Annotated in this window: 22 protein-coding genes; 10 read left to right on the top strand and 12 right to left on the bottom strand. The window is 62.6% G+C overall.

The annotated features are described in order from the left end of the window. Positions 1 to 17: 17 nt before the first annotated feature. From AC5J09_RS22295 to AC5J09_RS22275, 5 genes are all read right to left on the bottom strand, one after another. Positions 18 to 356, bottom strand: coding sequence for a hypothetical protein (locus AC5J09_RS22295; RefSeq protein WP_018095276.1), 339 nt, complete (start codon positions 354 to 356; stop codon positions 18 to 20). A 2-nt stretch (positions 357 to 358) separates the two neighbouring features. After that, positions 359 to 1321, bottom strand: a complete 963-nt coding sequence (locus tag AC5J09_RS22290) for a methyltetrahydrofolate cobalamin methyltransferase (RefSeq protein WP_100673765.1) — start codon at positions 1319 to 1321, stop codon at positions 359 to 361. A gap of 121 nt (positions 1322 to 1442) precedes the next feature. Continuing rightward, positions 1443 to 2534, bottom strand: coding sequence for a methylenetetrahydrofolate reductase (locus tag AC5J09_RS22285; protein WP_018095274.1), 1092 nt, complete (start codon positions 2532 to 2534; stop codon positions 1443 to 1445). After that, positions 2531 to 3118 carry a methylenetetrahydrofolate reductase C-terminal domain-containing protein gene (locus tag AC5J09_RS22280; RefSeq protein ID WP_275597755.1) on the bottom strand — a complete coding sequence of 196 codons (588 nt, stop codon included), beginning with the start codon at positions 3116 to 3118 and terminating at the stop codon, positions 2531 to 2533. The genes AC5J09_RS22285 and AC5J09_RS22280 overlap by 4 nt, the downstream gene beginning before the upstream one ends. Continuing rightward, positions 3111 to 3413 (bottom strand): virulence factor, encoded by a 303-nt coding sequence (locus AC5J09_RS22275; RefSeq protein ID WP_003530676.1) that lies wholly within the window; start codon positions 3411 to 3413, stop codon positions 3111 to 3113. Before AC5J09_RS22275 ends, AC5J09_RS22280 begins: the two co-directional genes overlap by 8 nt. A gap of 305 nt (positions 3414 to 3718) precedes the next feature. Between AC5J09_RS22275 and AC5J09_RS22270 the strand changes: the two genes are divergently transcribed. Further along, the gene (locus tag AC5J09_RS22270) at positions 3719 to 4186 is read left to right on the top strand and encodes a BA14K family protein (RefSeq protein WP_275597756.1); all 468 of its coding nucleotides are present in this window, start codon (positions 3719 to 3721) and stop codon (positions 4184 to 4186) included. A 307-nt stretch (positions 4187 to 4493) separates the two neighbouring features. Here AC5J09_RS22270 and AC5J09_RS22265 read toward each other — a convergent pair whose 3' ends face one another. Next, a complete protein-coding gene (locus tag AC5J09_RS22265) occupies positions 4494 to 5114 on the bottom strand; it encodes a DUF1638 domain-containing protein (protein ID WP_275597757.1) in 621 nt (206 codons plus the stop codon). 37 nt (positions 5115 to 5151) lie between these two features. Here AC5J09_RS22265 and AC5J09_RS22260 point away from each other — a divergent pair, with 37 nt between their 5' ends. Then, on the top strand, positions 5152 to 5310 hold the full coding sequence (locus tag AC5J09_RS22260; RefSeq protein ID WP_440854040.1) for an entericidin domain-containing protein: 159 nt from the start codon (positions 5152 to 5154) through the stop codon (positions 5308 to 5310). Positions 5311 to 5402: 92 nt separating this feature from the next. Here AC5J09_RS22260 and AC5J09_RS22255 read toward each other — a convergent pair whose 3' ends face one another. Beyond that, positions 5403 to 6101 (bottom strand): corrinoid protein, encoded by a 699-nt coding sequence (locus AC5J09_RS22255; protein WP_013844598.1) that lies wholly within the window; start codon positions 6099 to 6101, stop codon positions 5403 to 5405. A 509-nt stretch (positions 6102 to 6610) separates the two neighbouring features. On the opposite strand from AC5J09_RS22255, the gene AC5J09_RS22250 reads away from it, so the two are divergent. The 6 genes from AC5J09_RS22250 (at position 6611) to AC5J09_RS22225 (ending at position 13845) form a co-directional block, all read left to right on the top strand. Next, a complete protein-coding gene (locus AC5J09_RS22250) occupies positions 6611 to 8185 on the top strand; it encodes a trimethylamine methyltransferase family protein (protein WP_018095268.1) in 1575 nt (524 codons plus the stop codon). A gap of 107 nt (positions 8186 to 8292) precedes the next feature. After that, positions 8293 to 8997 (top strand): ferredoxin, encoded by a 705-nt coding sequence (locus AC5J09_RS22245; RefSeq protein ID WP_494298499.1) that lies wholly within the window; start codon positions 8293 to 8295, stop codon positions 8995 to 8997. 73 nt (positions 8998 to 9070) lie between these two features. Next, positions 9071 to 9823: a phosphodiester glycosidase family protein gene (locus AC5J09_RS22240; RefSeq protein WP_494298498.1), complete on the top strand. Its 753-nt coding sequence runs from the start codon at positions 9071 to 9073 to the stop codon at positions 9821 to 9823. Between the two features lie 78 nt (positions 9824 to 9901). Beyond that, on the top strand, positions 9902 to 10540 hold the full coding sequence (locus AC5J09_RS22235) for a helix-turn-helix transcriptional regulator (RefSeq protein ID WP_275597759.1): 639 nt from the start codon (positions 9902 to 9904) through the stop codon (positions 10538 to 10540). Positions 10541 to 10578: 38 nt separating this feature from the next. Beyond that, complete coding sequence (locus tag AC5J09_RS22230; protein WP_411934130.1) at positions 10579 to 11721, top strand: aminotransferase class I/II-fold pyridoxal phosphate-dependent enzyme; 1143 nt, start codon at positions 10579 to 10581, stop codon at positions 11719 to 11721. A 72-nt stretch (positions 11722 to 11793) separates the two neighbouring features. Further along, entirely contained in the window at positions 11794 to 13845 is a 2052-nt protein-coding gene (locus AC5J09_RS22225) for an acyltransferase family protein (protein ID WP_494298497.1), read from the top strand. Positions 13846 to 13887: 42 nt separating this feature from the next. Here AC5J09_RS22225 and bmt read toward each other — a convergent pair whose 3' ends face one another. Both bmt and AC5J09_RS22215 read right to left on the bottom strand, forming a co-directional pair. Then, entirely contained in the window at positions 13888 to 14901 is a 1014-nt protein-coding gene (bmt, locus tag AC5J09_RS22220; RefSeq protein ID WP_275597762.1) for a betaine--homocysteine S-methyltransferase, read from the bottom strand. 75 nt (positions 14902 to 14976) lie between these two features. Then, on the bottom strand, positions 14977 to 15825 hold the full coding sequence (locus AC5J09_RS22215; RefSeq protein WP_275599855.1) for a LysR substrate-binding domain-containing protein: 849 nt from the start codon (positions 15823 to 15825) through the stop codon (positions 14977 to 14979). A gap of 98 nt (positions 15826 to 15923) precedes the next feature. On the opposite strand from AC5J09_RS22215, the gene AC5J09_RS22210 reads away from it, so the two are divergent. Further along, positions 15924 to 16331, top strand: coding sequence for a tautomerase family protein (locus AC5J09_RS22210; RefSeq protein ID WP_275597763.1), 408 nt, complete (start codon positions 15924 to 15926; stop codon positions 16329 to 16331). Positions 16332 to 16373: 42 nt separating this feature from the next. On the opposite strand, the gene AC5J09_RS22205 is transcribed toward AC5J09_RS22210, so the two are convergent. From AC5J09_RS22205 to AC5J09_RS22195, 3 genes are all read right to left on the bottom strand, one after another. Further along, positions 16374 to 17420, bottom strand: coding sequence for a quaternary amine ABC transporter ATP-binding protein (locus AC5J09_RS22205; protein WP_100673754.1), 1047 nt, complete (start codon positions 17418 to 17420; stop codon positions 16374 to 16376). Between the two features lie 229 nt (positions 17421 to 17649). Then, positions 17650 to 18648, bottom strand: coding sequence for an ABC transporter substrate-binding protein (locus tag AC5J09_RS22200; RefSeq protein WP_338283521.1), 999 nt, complete (start codon positions 18646 to 18648; stop codon positions 17650 to 17652). Between the two features lie 461 nt (positions 18649 to 19109). Then, a complete protein-coding gene (locus AC5J09_RS22195; protein ID WP_010969600.1) occupies positions 19110 to 19253 on the bottom strand; it encodes a hypothetical protein in 144 nt (47 codons plus the stop codon). Positions 19254 to 19544: 291 nt separating this feature from the next. On the opposite strand from AC5J09_RS22195, the gene AC5J09_RS22190 reads away from it, so the two are divergent. Then, positions 19545 to 20999: a cobyric acid synthase gene (locus tag AC5J09_RS22190; protein WP_324761926.1), complete on the top strand. Its 1455-nt coding sequence runs from the start codon at positions 19545 to 19547 to the stop codon at positions 20997 to 20999. Positions 21000 to 21063 lie beyond the last annotated feature (64 nt).

The raw sequence follows: 21063 nt of genomic DNA, 5'->3' as shown, positions 1-21063 counted from the left end.
TCTGTCTCGCCAGCAGTTTATTTCGCGAGCCGGCGGGCGTTTGCCCGCACGCGCTTGGCATAGGGCCGGACTGCGGCCGCCGCTATCCGGTTGTGCGCGGCGGCAGAGCCCGGCTTTCCGGCGGCCAGTGCCGCGGCCGCACCCATCCCTTCCTTCACCAGAGCGACATTGGCGGCGACGACGCTTTCGGCGACAGCCGCCATTTTTTCGGTCACCATCCGGCTTGCCTCGACATAGTCGGTTGCCGAGCCGGTGATAGCGGCTACGGCCATCGCCTGCGTACGCGCGGCAATGACCATGGGTGCCTGAAACCAGAGTGCCGCCAGGTCGCTTGCGAAGGAGTGGTGCCTGGCCATTTTTACTCCGCCCGTGCGACGCCGGCGCGCGCCGCGCGTCCGCCGCGCCGCCCGCCGGCACCCGCCGGTGCGGCCGCAGCAGCGACGGCCTGGCCGCCTTCGGCCGGCTTGTGGTCGCGATAGGTCATGATCCAGTTTGTGCAGTTCGGGTCGGTGCCGTTAAGCACGTTTGCGGCTCGAACCGCCTCCATTTCCTGCGGACGGCAGGGGTTCATGATGGCCGAGGTCATGCCGGCGCCGATCACCATGGGGATGAAGCCGGCATTGATGCCGTGGCGATGCGGCAGGCCGAAGGAGATGTTGGAGAGGCCGCAGGTGGTGTTGACCTTGAGCTCTTCGCGAAGGCGGCGAAGCAGCGCGAAAACCTGCTGGCCCGCAGATCCCAGTGCGCCGATCGGCATGACCAGCGGATCGACGACGATATCGTGCGGCTTGATGCCGTAATCGGCGGCGCGCTCGACGATCTTCTTGGCGACCGCGAAGCGGACGTCCGGGTCCATTGAAATGCCGGTCTCGTCATTGGAGATCGCCACCACCGGAACGTCGTATTTCTTGCAGAGCGGCAGGATCGCTTCGAGCTTCTCTTCCTCGCCGGTCACCGAGTTGACGAGCGGGCGGCCCTTTGCGACGCGCAGGCCGGCTTCGATGGCGGCAGTAACCGAACTGTCGATCGACAGCGGCACGTCGACGAGGCCCTGAACGATCTCCAGAGTCTTGACCAGGAGCGGCGGCTCGGTCTCGTTCGGGTCGACGGCCGTCACGCCTGCATTGACGTCGAGCATCGTCGCGCCGGCGGCAACCTGCTCCAGCGCATCCTTGATCACTGTGTCGAAGTTGCCCTCGATCATCTCGGCGGCGAGCTTCTTACGGCCGGTCGGATTGATGCGTTCGCCGATGACGCAGAAGGGCTGGTCGAAGCCGATGATGATCTCGCGGGTGGCGGAGGCGACGATGGTGCGGGTCATATGAGATCCTCTGAACCTTGAGCGTTGGCCTATGTAATAGGGCCGTTCTGTGTTTGTAAGGCGCTGGACGAGCAGGAGCGCCGGTTATCCTCTGCTAAAGCCGCCGACTCACGGCTTTATCTCAATGCGGGTGGTGCGCAGCGGCCTCGGCCATCTGCTGCTGATTTTCTTCTTTGCCTTCGCGGATATGTTCCAGCCGCTCCGCAACCAGCGCATCGGTCGGCGCGGCTTCGCGAGTCCAGGGTTTGCGGCCCCTCAGGACACCTGATTCATGGACGATTTCGGCAACATACTCTTCCTGGCGGTAGGCCATGACGTGGACGCCGGAAACGCCCTCGATCTCCTTCACCTCGTTCATGATGTCGATGCAGAGCTGCTTGCCTTCCTTTTTCTGGTCCTGTGCGCCCTCGAGCCGCTTGATGATGCTGTCCGGAATGTGGATGCCCGGAACATTGGAGCGGATCCAGCGGGCAGTCTTGGCGGATGCCATCGGCCCGACGCCCACCAGGATGTAGCACTTCTCGTGAAGACCGAGATCGCGCACCTTCTTCATGTATTCGCGAAACATCGGAACATCGAAGCAATACTGGCTCTGCACGAACTGTGCGCCGGCCTCGATCTTCTTGGCGAGGCGATAGGGGCGGAAATCATAGGGCGGAGCGAAGGGGTTGATCGCTGCTCCGAGGAATACCTGAGGCGGCGTCGTCAGCTTGCGGCCCGAAAGAAACTTTGAATTGTCGCGCATGATGCGCACCGTCTCGAGCAGGGACATGCAGTCGAGATCGAAAACCGGCTTGGCCCCGGGCTGGTCGCCCGCCTGCACGCCGTCGCCAGTGAGGCACATGATGTTCTGGACACCCATGGCCGAGGCGCCGAGCACGTCACCCTGAATCGCAATGCGGTTCTTGTCGCGGCAGGCGATCTGCATGATCGGCGCATAGCCCATGCGCGTCAGGAGCGCGCAGATGCCGACGGATGACATGTGGCAGTTGGCGCCTGAAGCGTCGACCGCATTGATGCCGTCCACCCATCCGTCGAAGACTGCCGCTCGCTCGTAGACGTCCTGGGGATCGGCGCTGTCCGGCGGATTGAGTTCGGCGGTCACTGCGAACTCGCCGCGGCGCAGCACGCGTTCCAACCGCCCGCGCGAGGAATGGCCGGGCAGGGGATCGAGCGGTGCGCCGGGATCGTGGGGATTGATGTCCGGACTCATTGCTGCGGACCTTCCTTGTTCGCCGCTTCGCGGGCGGCCGCGGCCTCGGCCGTTACCCGCAACCAGGAAGAGGTTTCGCGCAGCGACTGGTTGACCGGTTTCTGCACGTTCATGATTGCATCACCCTTCACCATGTTCTGCGAGCCCTTCCACGCCTGCACCCAGACGCAGGGCATGTCAGGTTCGACTTCGCAATTGCCGTTTGCGCGTACGCCGCCGCAGGGGCCGTTCCTCAGCTGTTTCGGACAGTTCATGGGGCACGACATACCGGTTGAGGACAACGCGCACTGGCCGCACATGCGACAGTCGAACAGGAAGCCCTTGACGTGACGCTCGACGAAGGTGACAGGCCTTTCAACCCGGTTGTAGCCGATTGCGTTCCAAAGCGGATGGAGAAGCAGGAACATGTCGGCGAAACGGTTGTAGAACCACTCGAGGAAACGCGAATTGCGCACGGCCCAGAGACGTACCGTGTATTTGTGGCGCGAGCGGCGGCTGGGCGACACACCCTGGGGCGTATAGGCGCCCGTCGCCGCCTTCCTGGCGGACTGGGCGTTGCCGGTCACGACCTTGGGGTCAGGCATTGTCCCGGCCTCCGGCCTTGACGAGTGCGACGAGGCGCTCCCGGTCATAGGCGGCTTCCAATTCCGCGGCCGCCCTGTCGGCTTCCGCCTCGAGGTCGTCGGAGACCGGAACGGGATCGGCCTTGCGCCATTCGGCGAGGTAGTCGTCGGTCTCGGCGGCTCCGGTGCGCATGGCGCACATGTCGATCGCCTCGGTGAAACGCAGCGAGAGCTCGCGTTTGGCGGTCTTGCGGCCCTGCTTGATGATGACTTGCGCGGGGATATCGCGCCAGTAGACGATAATGCGGTCTGCCATCGGATTCCTGTTCTCCTATAGGGGCGACAATGCGCATGTCCACGCGCCGTGGCTCACCTTGCCACGACGTCCGATATGTCCAAAAACGACGCTGCACGATCGCGCATACGAACCTTGCGTTCGCGGAGCGCGCCGCTTGTGCCGGCGCGGCGAAATGCCTGCCTTATCGGCGGCGACAAAGGACCGGGAATAGGCGTGCACCGGCCTTCGGATGGTCCTTAAGAATATCATGAATCTTGCATTCACTGCGTGTTCACCTGGCCGGCGGCAAAAGCTCTGACCTATTCGAACAGATAGGTGTGGAGATGAAGAAGATTGGGATACTGTTCCTCGCGGCTGTGACGGCTTTCACCGCCTATGCGCCTGCGCAAGCTATGCCCTTCCCAACCGTTCCGGTGTCGCAGGCGAGCGACGTGCAGACGGTCGACCACCGCGGCTGGCATGGTCACCGACATCGCCCGCGGCACGGCTGGCGCCGGCACGGCCATCGTCACGGCTGGTATAACGGGCATCGCGGCTACAGCTATCGCCGCCACGGCTACCGCCGGCACAGCGACGGCTGGTGGTATCCTCTGGGAGCCTTCGGTGCCGGCATGATCATTGGCGGCGCCATCGCCCAGCCGCGTTACGCAGAGCCACGCTATGCGGCGCCGGGACTGCCTTCCAGCCACGTCAACTGGTGCTATGACCGCTACCGCTCGTACCGCGCTGCGGACAATTCCTATCAGCCCTATGGTGGCCCAAGACAGCAGTGCTATTCGCCGTATTACTGATGTGTCGCGAGGCCGTCCGTCGGTAACGGGCGGCCTTAAAAGCGCGTCGCGCCGAAGTGTGGCTCAGTAACCCGAACTGCCGCCTCCCGAACTGCCCATGCTGCTGCCGCCGGAACTGCTTCCGGCAGGGTTCATCGTGTTTCGGCTGGATTGATTTGTCATGCACCCGGCGAGTGTCAAAAGGGCAATCGCGGCTGCGAGTATCGTCGATCTGCGGGCCATTGTCTCTCTCCCATCGTGAATTGGATAGGACATGTGACGGCGCCCAACTATTCCCTCGGGCGGCACAAACGCCGACTCAGAGGGATCAAATCTCGATCAGCGATGTCGTGAGATCGCCATAGCCGGTATAGCGGTACTCATATTCGAGCCCGAGAATATCGGCGGCGCGACGCGCCTTTTCCTGCAACACCGCGTCCTCCTGCTGGGAGAGATAGACGAGCTTGCGGTAGTGGCCGAAATACATGTCGCGCAGTTCCGGGTGCCGGTCGAGGCCGAGCGGCTCGATGACGAAGGCTTCGAACTGCCGGGCAAGGAAATCCGTCAGGAAGAAGGCTGTGATGTCATCGTCCCAGCGGGCTGCGAAATCCGTGTTTCCGGCAAAGAACGAGTAGCAATGCGGCCCCGGGATGCGCGTCACCCCTTCCTCTTCGCAGAGGCGGTCGATAAGCCCGCCGGTGCCGCAATCGGCATAGGCGATGAAGATGCGCTCGAAACCGTTGGCGCGCGCCCGGGTGATAGCCTCACGCAGGCCCGGAGTGATCTTTTCCGGCGTGTTGTGCCAGATGGCCGGCAGACAGTTGAGCTCGATGTGGTCGAGCCCGTTGGCCGCGCAGACGGCAAGAATTTCGCGCGCGATCGCGCCGCAACCAATGACATGAACTTTCTTCGGTTGTGCACGTTCTCTTGCCGACGTTGCGTTTTCCATCTTTATTCCGCCTTGCATCAACAAAGGAATCACGGTCATGACGACAAAATCCATCGCGACCATCGGAGCCGTTTTGATATCGCTGGCAACCCTGAGTTCCTGCGCAAACACGATCCGCGGCGTAGGACAGGATACTGCAAATGCAGTAAACGCGACACAGGGAGCCGGCCATCGGGTCGCCAAGGCCGCCAACTGACGGCCTGAGCGCAAGAGCGACGCTCTTTCCGAAAAACAAAAAAGCCGGCTGCTCGTTCACACGGGCAGCCGGCTTTTTCATGTCGGATCGTCTCAGCCGGCTGCGAGCTGATTGTGCTTGCGCTTCATGTAGTCCTTTGCCGTCTCGACGGCGACGGCCGCATCGCGGCAGTAGGCGTCGGCCCCGACGGCCTTGCCGAATTCCTCGTTGAGCGGTGCACCGCCGACGAGGACGACGTATTCGTCGCGCAATCCCTTTTCCTTCATCGTGTCGATGACGACCTTCATGTAGGGCATGGTCGTCGTGAGCAGGGCAGACATGCCGAGGATGTCCGGCTTCTCACGCTCAAGCGCTTCGAGGTAGTTCTCGACCGGATTGTTGATGCCGAGGTCGACGACGTCGAAGCCGGCGCCTTCCATCATCATGCCGACGAGGTTCTTGCCGATGTCGTGGATGTCGCCCTTGACCGTGCCGATCACCATCTTGCCGAGCTTCGGGGCACCGGTCTCAACAAGCAACGGGCGCAGGATGAACATGCCGGCCTTCATGGCATTGGCCGAAAGGAGCACTTCCGGGACGAAGAGAATGCCGTCGCGGAAATCGATGCCGACGATGCGCATGCCTTCGACCAGAGCCTGGGTCAGGACGTCGTAAGGCGTCCAGCCACGCTTGAGGAGGATGCGCGTCCCTTCCTCGATTTCCTCCTTGAGACCGTCATAGAGGTCGTCATGCATCTGCTGCACGAGTTCCTCATCGGAAAGGTCCTCGAGAATGATTTCATCGTCTGCCATAGTTGGGTTCCTCGGTTCCTGGCACAGTCATTTCGCACGGGTGGCACGAGAGAGGGCGCAATCCGGACGCGTCGCCCAATCCTTAGCGGGCTATACCTAAAAATCTCTTGTTGAAAGCGACGTCGCATGTGATGAAAAACGACGGCGCCCGGCGTAAATGCTCCCACGCGGCGGCGGCGGCATTATTCCGCGGTTCGGAATCTGCCGCCTGCAAAATTATACAGCACTTCAAGGCGTTAGAGTGGCGCTTGCGCGGTGCCGATCTGAAGCAGCCGAAAGACGACTGCAATGGCAGCGACCGGAGAACGAGTGTCTAAGATGCGCCAGCCGTTGGCGCATTAAGACCCGTACCGGTCCGGCGCCTTGGTAGCATTAGGTCAAATCGACTACCGGATGCATATGCCCGCCGCTGGATTAGCCTCGCGAAAGGGGTATGCACCCACCCATCAAAGTGTTGCGGCGTTCATCGCGCATGATGCGCGGGGCACCGCGGGAAGAGGAATGAGCGAATGAGCGACGTTACAGAACAAGGTGCGGCCGAAGGCGGCGGACGCCGCGCGCGTGGCGAGGGGCGGGGAGCGGCAGCGCGTCGCGCTTCCCGCACCGGCGGTGGCCCGGGGCCGTCTCTGCCTTATATCCAGCGCAGGATTCGCGAATACGAAGTTCTTGACGAGGAAGGGCTGCAGCTCATCGAACGCAACGCCGAGGTCGTTCTCGAAGAGATCGGCATCGAGTTTCGCGATGATGCCGAAGCGCTCGATCTGTGGAAGGCCGCTGGTGCCGACGTGCGCGGTCAACGCGTGCATTTCCCGAAGGGACTTTGCCGCGAGCTCTTGAAGACGGCGCCGAAGGATTTTACCTGGCACGCGCGCAATCCGGAGCGCAGCGCTCAGATCGGCGGCAAGGCGACCGTCTTCGCGCCGGTTTACGGTCCGCCCTTCGTGCGCGATCTCGACGGCAACCGCCGCTATGCGACGATCGAGGATTTCCGCAACTTCGTTAAGCTCGCCTATATGGCGCCGTCGATGCACTCTTCGGGCGGCACGGTATGCGAACCGGTCGACATCGCCGTGAACAAGCGCCACCTCGATATGGTCTATAGCCATATCCGCTATTCCGACAAACCCTTCATGGGATCGGTCACCGCGCCCGAGCGCGCCGAAGACACGGTCGCAATGGCGAAGATCCTTTTCGGCGACGATTTCGTCGAGAACAATGCGGTGACGTTGAACCTCATCAACGCGAACTCGCCGATGGTCTTCGACGAGACGATGCTCGGTGCCGCGAAGGTCTACGCCCGCCATAACCAGGCTTGCGTCGTTTCGCCCTTCATCCTGTCGGGCGCGATGAGCCCGGTCACGGTCGCCGGCACACTGACGCAGATCCTCGCCGAAGTGCTCGCAGGTGCGGCCTTTACCCAGCTCATCCGCAAGGGCGCGCCGGTGCTGTTCGGCACCTTCGCCGCGTCGATCTCGATGCAGTCGGGCGCGCCGACCTTCGGCACGCCGGAGCCGTCGCTCGTCTCCTACGGCGCTGCTCAGCTGGCTCGCCGCCTCGGCCTGCCGTTCCGTACCGGCGGTTCGCTCTGCGGCTCGAAGGTTCCGGATGCGCAGGCCGCACATGAATCGGCAAATACGCTGAACATGACGCTGCTTGCCGGCACCAACTTCGTGCTGCATGCAGCCGGCTGGCTCGAGGGCGGTCTCGTCTCGTCCTACGAGAAGTTCATGATCGACCAGGATCAGCTCGGCATGATGCAGAAGATGGCCGAGGGCGTGGACCTTTCCGAAGACGCGCAGGCGCTCGACGCCATCCGCGAAGTCGGCCCCGGAAGCCACTATCTCGGCTGTGCACATACGCAGGCGAACTTCCAGAGCGCCTTCTATCGCTCGCCGCTCGCCGATAACAACTCCTTCGAGCAGTGGGAGATCGAGGGCGAGAAGCGGATCGAACAGCGCGCCAACGCGCTCGCCCGCTCGTGGCTCGAAAACTATGAGGCGCCCTATCTCGACCCGGCAATCGACGAGGCGCTGAAGGAATTCATCGCCAAGCGGAAGGACTCGATGCCCGACGCCTTCACCTGAAAGGCTCCCGAGCGAGCCAGGGAGCAAGGCGGCGCGGCGCAGGTGGCCGATATGATACAGAAAGAGGTCTGGCGCCCGCATTACGAAACTCAAGGGCCGAAACCGAAATGACGGCTCCTTACGCATCGGAAAGCGATGTGCTTGAAACCATCCGTGCGGCGCTTGCGCCGCACGGTCTTTTTTTGCGCGGAACCGTGAACTTCGCACCGGGCGAGGGGGCGCCGACGCTCGAAGGCGGCAAGTCCGCGGCGAGCGTGGTGCTGATCGGCAATGTCGGCGGCTCGGTGTGGGAGTCCTTCAGTCGGTGGCGCGAAGGCGAACCGGACGGCGGCGGTGCGGAGCCGCTCGACAAGTGGTCGAAGCAGGTCATCCGCCCGGCGGCTGCGGCAGCAGGCGCCTCGGCGTATTTCCCGTCCGATCCCCCTTGGCAGCCCTTCCAGCAATGGGCAATGCGTGCCGAGGGGCTGAAGCCGTCGCCGCTCGGCATCCTCATTCATCCGCGCTACGGCCTATGGCACGGCTATCGCGGCGCGCTGGGCTTCGATCGAGCCATGCCGGTGACGGGCGATCCGGCGGGTGGCCACCCCTGCGAACGCTGTGTTGGACGGCCCTGCCTTTCTGGCTGCCCGGCGGACGCCTTGGCAGGCGCTACGTTCGATATGGGGCGCTGTCGCGGGCATCTGAGAACCGGAGAAGGGGTGACCGGCTGCCTTGCTCACGGCTGTCTGTCCCGCGATGCCTGTCCGGTGGGGGGCGACTATCGCTATCCGGCGGGGCAATTGCGTTTCCATATGGCGGCGATCGAGCTTTAATCAGCGCGCGCGCGCATAAATCCGCTGCAATCCATGCGATGCTACGTCGTATGATTCCCTCCGGGTCTGTTCGATGCCGCTGTTTACAAGAGCCTTCATCGCCGGCGCCGCCCTTCTATCCGCCGGTCTAGCTGCACCCGCATTCGGTGCCTGTCGCGATGTTCTCCATCTCGGCGAAACCTACCTCGCCTGCAGCTTCGACCCGGTGACGAGCGACATACGGCTCTACAACAAGGATCAGACGGGGGTGCCGTTCAGGTCCTTCAGGGCGCTGTCGCTCGAACTTCGTCGTCGCGAACAGTATCTCGTCTTCGCGATGAACGGCGGCATGTACCACGAGGACCTCGCTCCGGTCGGGCTGCATGTGGAGGAGGGTGCGGAACTGGCGCCGCTCAATAGAAATCCGGGTTGGGGCAACTTTCACATGCTGCCGAACGGCGTCTTTTATGTCGGCGATGGCAAGGCCGGGGTCATGGCGGCGGAGGCCTATCGCCTTGCCGGCATCGAGCCGCGTTTCGCAACGCAATCCGGTCCGATGCTCGTCATCGATGGTGCGCTGCATCCCCGTTTCCTGCCTGAGAGCGACAGCCTCAAGACCCGCAACGGCGTCGGGGTGACGAACAGCGGGGAGGTGGTCTTCGCCGTGTCGAAACGGCCGGTGCGCTTTCACGATTTCGCGACTTTGTTTCGCGACGCGCTCGATTGCCCGAATGCGCTCTTTCTCGACGGAACGATCTCGAGCCTTTATGCGCCGGAGATCAATCGGCACGACCGGCTGTTTCCGCTCGGCCCGATCATCGCTGTCGTCGCGACGTTTCCACGCTGACTTCTCGATCCGTCGATCCGTGATGATGTATAATAAGTCTAATGTTGACAAAACGTATAAATCGTTTCAGATGCATGCATGAATATAGATCCGGGCCTTCCCACCTGTCTTGCTATGCACGCGCCCTCGGCCGCGGCGATAAGCGCGTTGCTTTACCCGCATGCGGAGGTCGTTCTGCACGATCTGTCCACCGGCAAGATTGCGGCTCTCTGGAACGCCTTTTCCGGTCGCACCGCGGCGACCGACTCCCTCATCGAGGATGGCCTGGACGGCATGGCTGAGGGCGCCTGCGTGCTCGGCCCTTATGAGAAGACGGGTGCGGACGGACGGCGGCTGAAATCGGTTTCGGCGGTGCTTCGCAACAATGAGGGACATGCCGTCGGGCTGCTCTGCATCAATCTCGATGTCTCACGAATCGATGACGCCGTGAGGCTGCTCGCGGCCTTTGCCGGCACGCCGGAACCACGGCCGCCGGCATTGTTTTCGCGCGACTGGCGCGAGGAGATCAATGCAGCGCTGCACGCTTGGCTAAAGGTGAGAGGCCTTGCGCTTTCCGCCTTGAAGCGCCCGGATCGCGTGGCACTGGTTGCGGCCCTCGAAGAGCAGGGGCTCTTCAAGACCCGCAATGCGGTCGACCATCTGGCGAGCCTGATCGGCACCTCGCGCGCATCCATCTACAACTACCTCTCGGCCGCGCGCGAAGAAGGCGCCGCCTGAATCAGCAGCGAGCCTCGCGTTCAAAGGGAAGAACGACCATGACGACTTTGCCGGCCTTTCGCCTCGAGACGCATTTCTCGCGTTGGGAGTTCACGGCGCGCCACCACATGACCGCGAGCGACAGCGAAACCATGTCGATGGCGGAGCTGCTTTCCTGCGCCGACGACGCCGATCGCGACGCGTGGGAGCGGCTGACGCTCGGCTATACCGAGACCCATGGCGCTCCAGCGCTCCGCAAGGCGATCGCCGCGACCTATGAGGGGCTGGAGCCGGAAGATATCCTCTGCTTCGCCGGTGCCGAGGAAGGGCTCTACTGTGCCATGCTGGCTGCGCTCGGTCCCGAGGACCATGCCATCGTCACCGTGCCCAATTACCAGTCGATGGAAACGCTTCCGGTCACGCTCGCCGCGTCGGTGAGCGGCGTTGCACTCCGTCCCGAGAACAATTGGCAGATCGATATCGCCGATGTCCGGGCGGCGTTGCAGCCGAATACGAAGCTGATCGCGGTCAATTTCCCCAATAACCCGACGGGCGCTGTCGCCGAGCCGTCGGTCTTTCGCGCGCTCGCGGCGCTCTGCGCCGAGCGCGGCATTCATCTTTTCAGCGATGAGGTCTATCGAGGACTGGAGCGCGATGAGGAGAAGCGCCTGCCGCAGGCGGCCGAACTCTTCGATCGCGGTATTTCGCTCAACGTCATGTCCAAGGCCTATGGCCTTCCAGGTCTTCGGATCGGCTGGATCGCCTGCCGCGATCGCGCGCTTCTCCAGCGCATGGAAGGCATGAAGCACTACCTCTCCATCTGCAACTCCCGGCCATCGGAGGTACTGGCGACGATCGCGCTGAAATCGCGCCATCGGATACTTGAACGCAATCGCGCGCTCTGCACGCGAAATCTCGAGAAACTCGGAGCCTTCTTCGCCGAGTTCGCAGATCTCTACGCGTGGCAGGCGCCAGACGGCGGCTGCGTCGGCTTCGCCCGCTATCACGGGGCAGACGGCGTGGAGGAACATTGCCGGCGGCTTGTCGAGGAATCAGGCGTGCTGTTGCTTCCTTCGAGCCTTTTCGTCTCCGATCTACTGCCGGTCCCGCAGGATCGCTTCCGCGTCGGATTCGGCCGCAGGAACATCGAAGAGGGGCTCGAAGCCTGGCGCCATCACGTGCTGCGGGCGCCCGTGAGGTGATCGGCGGCGTGGCGCCGGCCGATTGACCGTGTTAACGATGCGCCAACCTCATGGAAATACCTGCCTCGCATTATGCATTATAGACCCGAGATCGACGGGCTGCGCGCCGTCGCCGTAATACCCGTCCTGCTGTTTCATGCCGGTTTCGGCTTTATCTCTGGCGGTTTCGCGGGAGTCGACGTTTTCTTCGTGATCAGCGGCTTTCTGATCACGAGCCTCATTCACCAGGAGATCCGCAGCGGCGCATTCAGCGTCGTCGCTTTCTATGAGCGGCGTGCACGACGCCTCGCGCCAGCGCTTCTGTTCGTCTGTGTGGCCTCTATTCCCTTCGCGCTCATGTGGATGCTGCCGAAGGAATTGAATGAATTCGGCAAGAGCCTCTACGCGGCGAACTTGTTCGCGGCCAATTTCTTGTTCTGGGACCAGACGAACTATTTCACGCCCGACACCGATCTCATGCCGCTGCTTCACACCTGGTCCCTTGCGGTCGAGGAGCAGTTTTACATCGTCTTTCCCCTACTTCTGCTTTCGCTGCGCCGCCTGTCGGAGGCGACCGGGCTCAAGGTGATCGTCGCGGCGACGGTTCTGAGCTTCGGCGCGACGCAGCTTTTCGCGCGCATCGATCCGGCGGCAAACTTCTATCTCCTGCCCAGTCGCTTTTGGGAACTAGGCCTCGGTGCCGCCGTCGCTCTCTCGGGTGTTTCAAATCGTGAATTCTCCAGATCCGTCCGCGAGTGCTTCGCCTGGGGCGGGCTTATCCTCATCGCTGCAAGCTATCTCTCGACAACCGACACGCAACATTATCCGGGCTGGGCGACCGTTCCAGTCGTCGCCGGTACGGCCCTTGTTCTCGCTTTCGCTCGCGGCGACACGCTGATCGGCAGGTGCCTCTCGGCCCGCCCGCTCGTTGCGATCGGCCTCTGCAGCTACAGCCTCTATCTCTGGCATCAGCCGGTATTCGCATTTGCGCGCCTGCGCACGAGTGACGGAGTGACGCCTGCCGGCTACGCCGGCCTCATCGTGCTCTGCTTCGGTCTCGCCTACCTCAGCTGGCGATATGTCGAAGGTCCCTTTCGCAATCGTGCCCGTCTCGGGCGGAAGGCGATCTTCGCAACGGTCGCGGCGGTGGGGTCCATGGCCGTTGCGACTGGCCTGGTGCTCGACGGCAGCGACGGTCTCGCCTCCGGGAATGCCGAGCTTGCCCGCCTCACCAAGCCGAGCGTCGGCATAGGGAAGGATTGCAATGCGGTTGTCGACCTGAAATGCGGCACAAGCAGCGAACCGGTCATTGCCGTCTGGGGAGACTCCTTTGCCAGGCACCTCGTCGATGGCATTCTGGCCTCCGAACCGGGCGCACGGCTTGTACAACTGACGAACAACAATTGCGGTCCGCTCGCCGGCCTCGCCCCGATCAAGGCCAAGTTCGAGCCCGCTTGGCCGCAGGAGTGCATCGAGCACAACAGGGAGGTGCAGCGCTTCCTTCTGGCGCACAAGTCGATCCGCTATGTCGTGTTGTCCTCGCCGCTGAATCAGTATTTGGAGGAAGAGACGATGCTTCTCGACGGTAAGGGAGTGGTGCCGTCGGACGCTCGGACCGTGACCGGCAGTTATCGGGCAAGCCTCGCATGGTTACGGCAGAATGGCTTTCGGCCGGTCGTCATCGCGCCGCCGCCGCAGGATGGTCGCGATACCGGCCTTTGCGTCGCGCGAGCCCGACTGCTTGGAACCTCCGCCGATGACTGCGGGGCGTCACTTGCGAATGTCCGGACCCACGACCGGGACGTACTCTCGATTCTGGCAGACATCGCCAGCGACTATCCGGTCGTGAGCTTCACCGATTATCTCTGCGGCGGGGGCCGCTGCAGAACCGAGGACAGGGGAGTGGCGCTTTTCGAAGACCATGGGCATTTTTCCGAAGAGGGATCCCGTCATCTCGGTGCCGCGCTTCAGTTCTACCCGGCATTTGCCAGTGCTGCGGAATATGGCTGCTCCACGGAGCGCGGTCGGTTCGGGGCACCTTTGCGCGGGATTTGCGATCTCGGCGAAAATGTCGCTTTGGTGAGCGCCAGCGCGAGCGACGCCCCGCCGGCGCAAATGCGCACTCACCCTGGTCCCGTCGAATAGGATAGCTCCGGCTTTGCCGCCGAAGCTTCCGCAGGCATGACCTTAGGCGCGCCGACGGCGCTCTCGGGCCGGGGCGGCGGGACCTTCATTTGCCGATTTGTTCCGCAACGGACCGATTTTCTCGACGATCGTATCGAGCGTGGGGCGTTCACCCCTGGTGTGATTGTCGATCGCGAGCCGCATCGCGGCCAGATGGTTGCAGGAGGTGCCGCAACAGCCGCCGATGATCCTGGCGCCGGCGTCGACGGCCAACCGGGCATATTCGGCCATCAGCGGCGGAGTGCCGGAATAGTGGATCTCCGAGCCGCGGAATTCGGGAATACCGCAATTGCCCTTGACGACGATTGTCGCCTCCGGGCTGGCAGCCGTCATGTCGAGCAGCGAGGAAAGAATGTCGGACGCCCCGACGCCGCAGTTCGCGCCGACGGCAACCGGACCGTCGCCGATATCGGCGGCGACGCCGTGAATGTCTTTCGGGTGCAGGCCCATCATCGTCTTGCCGGCGGTGTCGAAGGAACCGGTGTAGACATAGGGAAGGCCGACCTTCGCCGCGGCTTCGGCGGCCGCACGAATTTCGTCCGGAGAGGACATGGTCTCGATCCAGGCGACCTCCGCGCCGCCGGCTTTCAGGCCCTCGATCTGTTCGACGAAGGCCGCGACCGCGTCTTCATAGGAGAGGGCGCCGAGCGGGATCAGCAGCTCGCCCGTTGGGCCGACGGATCCGGCCGTAATGACCTTTCGCGGCGCCTGGTCGGCCACCGCGCGCGCGATCTCTGCGGCCCGCTTGTTGAGCTGGTAGACCCGGTCTTCGGCCTGATGAAGCTTCAGTCGGTGGCGTGTGCCGCCAAAGGAATTGGTGAGAATGATGTCGGCGCCGGCATCCACGAAGTCCTGATGCAGCTTGGTGATGTTTTCCGGTTTCGTCTCGTTCCACATCTCCGGTGCCTCGCCCGCTTCGAGCCCCATGGCGAAGAGCGACGTGCCTGTGGCGCCATCGGCAAGCAGGACGCCCTTCTGGGCGAGGAGATCGGAAAGGGCATGGACTGCAACGGACATCGGATTTTCCCGGCTGAATGGAACTGCAATAAGATATAAAGATATCTTTATGTGTTGGCAACAGAATTGCGCCGATCAGCGCGGCAATTCGTTCGCAAGCAGCGCAGCTAGATCGGTTGCGGGCTTCTCTGCCCGGGCGCGCAGACGCAGGCTGAATTCCGCCGGAGGCAGGGATGGCAAGCCGAGATGGGCAGGAGCGCGCTCGATGCCGGTGCCGAGAAATCTTTCCGTCCGGGTCGTAACGGCGATGCCGCTCAAGACGGCGGCGCGCAGGCCCGACAGGCTGGGGCTCGTTGCCGCGATCCGAAAGCGGCGGCCGGTTCTCTCGAGGGACGATATGGCGGCGGCGCGGAAGCCGCAAGGTGGGTCGAGCACGGCGAGGGGGAGCTCCTCTTCTTCCGTTGCCAAGCCTCTGTCGGAGCCGAGCCAAAGCATCTGTTCGCGGAGCACGAGCAATTCGTCATCTGCAGCCGCCTGTCGCATGGCAAGAAGAATGTCGATCTGGTTCTGATCGAAGGCGGCCGTCAATTCTTTCGACCGCCCGATCCTCAAATCCAGGCGAATGCGTGGATGGGAACGCGCGAAGCGGCGCAGCAGTCCGGGCAGCATCGTATCGGCAAAGTCCTGAGTGCTGCCGAGGGAGATCCGTCCATCGGCGCGCGCGCCCCTGAGGCTGAGCCAGGCGTCGCGGTGCGCATCCAAAATACGCCGGGCATGGGCGGCGAGCTCCTCTCCCACGGGCGTGAGCACGCGTCCGCGTCCGGCGGGCGCAAGAAGGCGCTCGCCGATCAGTGCTTCCAGCCGCTGCATTTGTGCCGTCACGGCGGAGGGCGAACGGTTGACGGCGGTTGCCGCTCTTGCAAGCGAGCCGCCCTCGGCGAAGGCGAGAAAAGTGCGCAGCAGCTCGGGATCGATCGGATTCATACTTCAATTTTACAGAAGTGTATCTGCGAAACAATTCGATTTTGTTGATGTGGCGACGATGGCAAATTGACGAGGTGTTTCGAAGAAAGGAACCTGTGATGCCCATCATCAACATCAGCGTTACCGGACAGCCGGAGCCGGAGCTTTCGGCGAAAATAGCAACAAAGGTAAGCGACCTCACACAGTCGCATCTTCGCAAGGACCCCTCGGTGACGGCGGTCGTCGTCAGCTATGTCGATCCGCGGCATTGGTTCGCGGGCGGAAAGTCGCTCGCCTCGCAGCAGAGCAGCAGTTTCTGGCTCGACATCAAGGTTGTCGACGGCACCAATACGAAGCAGGAACTTGGTGCCTATGTCGAAGCGATCTTTGCGGCCTTCGAGGATATTCTCGGGATGGTCCATCCCGAAAGCTACGTGCTCGTCCATGAGGTACCGGCGGCAGCCTATGGCTATGGAGGCAAGACGCAGGAGTTCCGGTACATCAGCGGAAGGCTGGGGGTCACTTGACTATCCGCTGTTGAGGGCGCCCACGGGCGCCCTCAAAGCCAGTCAAGCCGCCTGCCGGTCGGTATGCTGCACGGGCGTCACCATGGCGGAGATGATCATCTGCAGGTCGATCGCACCGATCGGGCGACCGTTGGCGTCGACGACATGGGCGTTGCTTATTTGCGCGCCGGTCATGGTGCGAGCGGCCGCTTCGAGCACGGTGCCTACGGCGAGCGGCAGGCCTTCCGGATTTCCGGAGAGCGGCCGCATGATCGTCTCCACGTTGACCACCCGCCCGCGGTTCACTTCCTTCACAAAGGCCGTGATGTAGTCGTCGGCTGGCGAGAGCACGATTTCCTGGCCGGTTCCCTGCTGCACGACGCGGCCGTCGCGCAGGATGGCGATCTTGTCGCCGAGCCTCAGGGCCTCGTCGAGATCGTGGGTAATGAAGACCACCGTCTTCTTCAATTCCTTCTGCAGTTCGAGCAGGACCGACTGCATGTCGACGCGTATCAGCGGATCGAGTGCCGAATAGGCCTCGTCCATCAGCAGGATGTCGGCGTCGTTCGTAAGCGCGCGGGCAAGGCCGACGCGCTGCTGCATGCCGCCGGAAAGCTGGTTCGGATAGTGCTGCTCGAAGCCTTGAAGGCCGACGCGCTCGATCCAGCCAAGCGCACGCTTTTCGCTCTCGCGCCGATCGATACCCTGTATCTCAAGACCGTAGATGGTGTTTTCGAGAACCGTGCGATGCGGCAACAGTGCGAACTTCTGGAAGACCATCGCCGTCTTGTGACGGCGGAACGCGCGAAGGTCGTTCTCGTTCATCTTGCAGACATCGACGCCGTCGTAGAGGACTTCGCCCGAGGTCGGATCGATCAGCCGGTTGATGTGCCGGATCAGCGTCGATTTGCCGGACCCCGAGAGCCCCATCACGACCGTTATGCAGCCGCCCGGCATGGAAATGTTGATGTCCTGCAGTCCGAGCACGTGGCCGTGCTTTTCGTTGAGTTCGGCCTTACCCATCCCGTTCTCGACGAGTTTGACGTAATCCTCTCCGCGCGGGCCGAAAATCTTGTAGAGGTTTTTCACCTCGATTGCGTGACTAGCCATGGACAACCTTTCCCCTTCTCTTGGCTTGGAGCTTTTACGCCGACTGCGTTTTCGCGGCGCTTCCCGCTCCTTGCATCAGAACTGTGACAGCGGAACACGCCGACCGCTTTACTGTTTGCGACGCAGGCGCGGCTCGTGCGTCGCGCATCAGGCAGCCGCATCCTCGAAGGGGCGCTGGAATCGATCACCTTCACGATTTCGCGCCGATCCGACCGAAGATCACAGTGATCTAGAGCGCGGCCTTCACCTTTTCGGCGACCTCCGGGCCTACCCACTGCGTCCATATCTCCTGGAAGTTTTCGAGGAAGTAGCGCGCGGCGCTTTCGTTCGTCCCCTGGTTCTGATCCATCCAAGCCAGAATTTTGTTTACCGTCGCGTTTTCCCATTGCCGCGCCTGGACGTAGTCCATGGCGCTGCCTGCTCGATCGGCAAAGGACTTGGTCACCACGGTATAGACGTCCGAGACCGGATAGGAGTTTACCTTTGGGGTCGGGCAATTCGGGGCGGCAGTGCAGGAGTCCCATTCCGCCTTGTCGTGATCCACGCCGAAAGACAGCAAGGTCATCTCGTACTTGCCGAGCAAGGCGGTCGGAGCCCAATAATAGCCGAGCCAGCCGGTCTTCTTCTCGAATGCATCGGCGATCGACGCGTCAAGCCCGGCAGCGGAACCGGGATCGATCAGCTGGAAGCCGGCCTTGTCCGCTTCGAGAGCCTTGTAGAGGTTGGCGGTGGAGAACCGGCAATTCCATGTTGAAGGACAATTGTGGACCGCTCCCTTTGCGGGGTTCTCGTGAGAAGGGAAGAGTTCCGGGTGCTTCAACGCGTCCTGCACCGTTCGAATGTCCGGGTGCGCGTCGGCGATGAACTTCGGAATCCACCAGCCCTCGACCCCACCTTCGCTCAAGATCCTGGCGCCTTCGACGAGGCGGCCTTCCTTGATTGCGGCATCGAAAGGCGTGCGTACGGAGTTGATCCACAGCTCCGGCACCAGGTCGGGCTCTGCCTTCTCGTTCATCGAGGTGAAGGTCAGCATCGTGTCGCCAGCGACGAGCTTCACACTGCATCCATAGCCGTTTTCCAGAATGAACTTGTCCACGTGAGCCGCGACGCCCGCCGAGGCCCAGTCCATCTCGGCGATGCTGACGCCGCCGCATTCGGCAGCCCCGGAAGGGCCTGCCAGAGACCATATGCCCGCCGTGAGGATGAGGGTAGCAAGGAGTTTTTTCATGTCCGTCGACACCTTCACGTCACTGCGGCCACGCATGGTGGATGGAGCGCCGCCTAACCGCTCCCGCGCTGAAGCTGCCGGCCCACTTCGTTGTCATTGCGGCAAGCCTAAGTGTTCGCGTCGAGAAATCAACCTTTTCGATCCGGCGCCGGTCGCCGGCGGCATATTGCGCCGCGACGAGCTCGCGGTACCGAGGACGCGAACGGCGAAATCGCCGAAATTCACCTTTGGTTAAGGCCTCAATAACGATCCGGTAAGGTTGTGGGGATAATTGTCTGCCTGCGGCGGGCGACTGCCGCAGGTCCGGATCAGGTAGTGCGTACCGGACCCGATATTCAGCGGAACGATCTGATCGCCGCACCCTTCCGTTCCAACGGTTGGGTGCGGCTTTTGCATGTCAGGGCAGGAATCGTGAAGAAACCGCCCCGAAAAGGGGGCGGTTTCGAACGCGACGTGGCGCTTTATCCGACGTTGGACGTGCGGATGAGGCCGAGTGGGCCGACCGGCGCTTCCGCGACCACATTACGGACGCGGGACTGGCCGTTCGGCGCCTTGGAGTTCCAGGCGATCTGAACGAAGTTGGGTTTGCCGAAAACGAACAGCATGACTTTCTACCTTGGGAGACCGGGCAATTTTCCGGCGGGGTTTCGATGGCGCGGATATAGGCTCTTGCCGCGACGGCTTGAATGCCAGGCTCGGCACCGCATGTCGCAATTGAGCTAGCTCGCGAGAATCTTCAGATCCTAAAAATTAAAACCGCACACAGGTTTCATCCTCCCGCTCCAGAACGCTTGAAGAAGGCCGGAAACGCACCGCGAACGCCGGTGACGCAATCATGGCGGAATCGCGTCGGGACGGAGCTTTGCGGCAGGCGGTTTCGATGCTACGGGAAAGGCATGACACGCAAGATCATGCTGCAGGGAACCGGCTCGGATGTCGGAAAATCGGTACTGGTGGCGGGCCTCTGCCGGCTCGCATCCAATCATGGCCTCAGCGTAAAACCGTTCAAGCCCCAGAACATGTCGAACAATGCCGCCGTTGCCGACGACGGCGGCGAGATCGGCCGTGCGCAATGGCTCCAGGCGCTTGCCGCACGCGTGCCGTCCTCCGTGCATATGAACCCGGTGCTCCTGAAGCCGCAATCGGACGTGGGCAGCCAGATCGTCATCCAGGGCAAGGTGGCCGGCCAGGCCAAGGGGAGGGAATACCAGGCTCTCAAGCCAAGGCTCCTCGGCTCTGTCATGGAGAGTTTCGAGCAGGTGTCAGGCGGCGCCGATCTCGTGATCGTCGAAGGCGCCGGTTCGCCGGCCGAGATCAATCTGCGCGCCGGCGACATCGCCAATATGGGCTTTGCCACCCGCGCTGACGTACCCGTCGTTCTCGTCGGCGATATCGACCGCGGTGGTGTCATTGCGTCCCTGGTCGGCACGCATGCGATCCTGCCGGAGAACGACCGGCGCATGGTCACCGGCTACCTCATCAACAAATTCCGCGGCGATGTTACGCTCTTCGACGACGGCATCGCATCGGTCCGCCAGTTTACCGGCTGGCCTTGCTTCGGCGTCGTGCCCTGGCTGAAAAGTGCCGGGCGGCTGCCTGCCGAAGACTCCGTCGTCCTCGAGAGGCTGACTCGGGGCGGCGGCAAGGCGCTGAAGGTCGCGGTCCCCGTCCTGTCGCGGATCGCCAATTTCGACGATCTCGATCCCCTGGCCGTGGAGCCGGACGTCGACATCGTCTTCGTTCGGCCGGGGGCGCCGCTTCCAGACGATGCGGGCCTCGTCGTCATACCCGGCTCGAAGTCCACCATTGCCGATCTGGAGGATTTCCGCAGGCAGGGCTGGGACCGGGACCTCGACCGGCATATGCGCCGCGGTGGGCGGGTCGTCGGTATCTGCGGCGGCTATCAGATGCTCGGAAGCCGGGTTACCGATCCGCTCGGTATCGAGGGCGGCAAGCGCGCGATTGAGGGGCTGGGGCTGCTTTCCGTCGAGACGGAGATGGCTCCGGAAAAGACGGTTCGCAACAGCCGCGCCTGGTCGCGAGAATACGACGTCGCGCTCGAAGGCTACGAAATCCATCTCGGCAAGACGACCGGCGCCGATTGCAGCCGCGCGCCGGTCGAGATCGACGGCCGCCCGGATGGAGCGATGTCGGCGGACGGCCGCGTGATGGGCACCTATCTGCACGGTCTTTTCGCAAGCGACGCCTACCGTTCCGCGTTGCTCAAGAGCTTCGGTATCGAAGGCGGGGGAGGCAATTACCGCCAGTCGGTGGATGCGGCTCTCGACGAGATTGCCGGGGAACTCGAAGCGGTACTCGATCGGACATGGCTCGGCACGCTTTTGGGGTAGGGCCGGCCGGACGAGGCGTGCCCTTTCGGCATTTCTCACCCGGACCGTATCGTGTCTGAAGCGC

This window comes from Sinorhizobium sp. (assembly GCF_059070375.1).
Note: the sequence above shows the minus strand (reverse complement) of the source record. Positions and strands in the feature narration are given on the sequence as shown.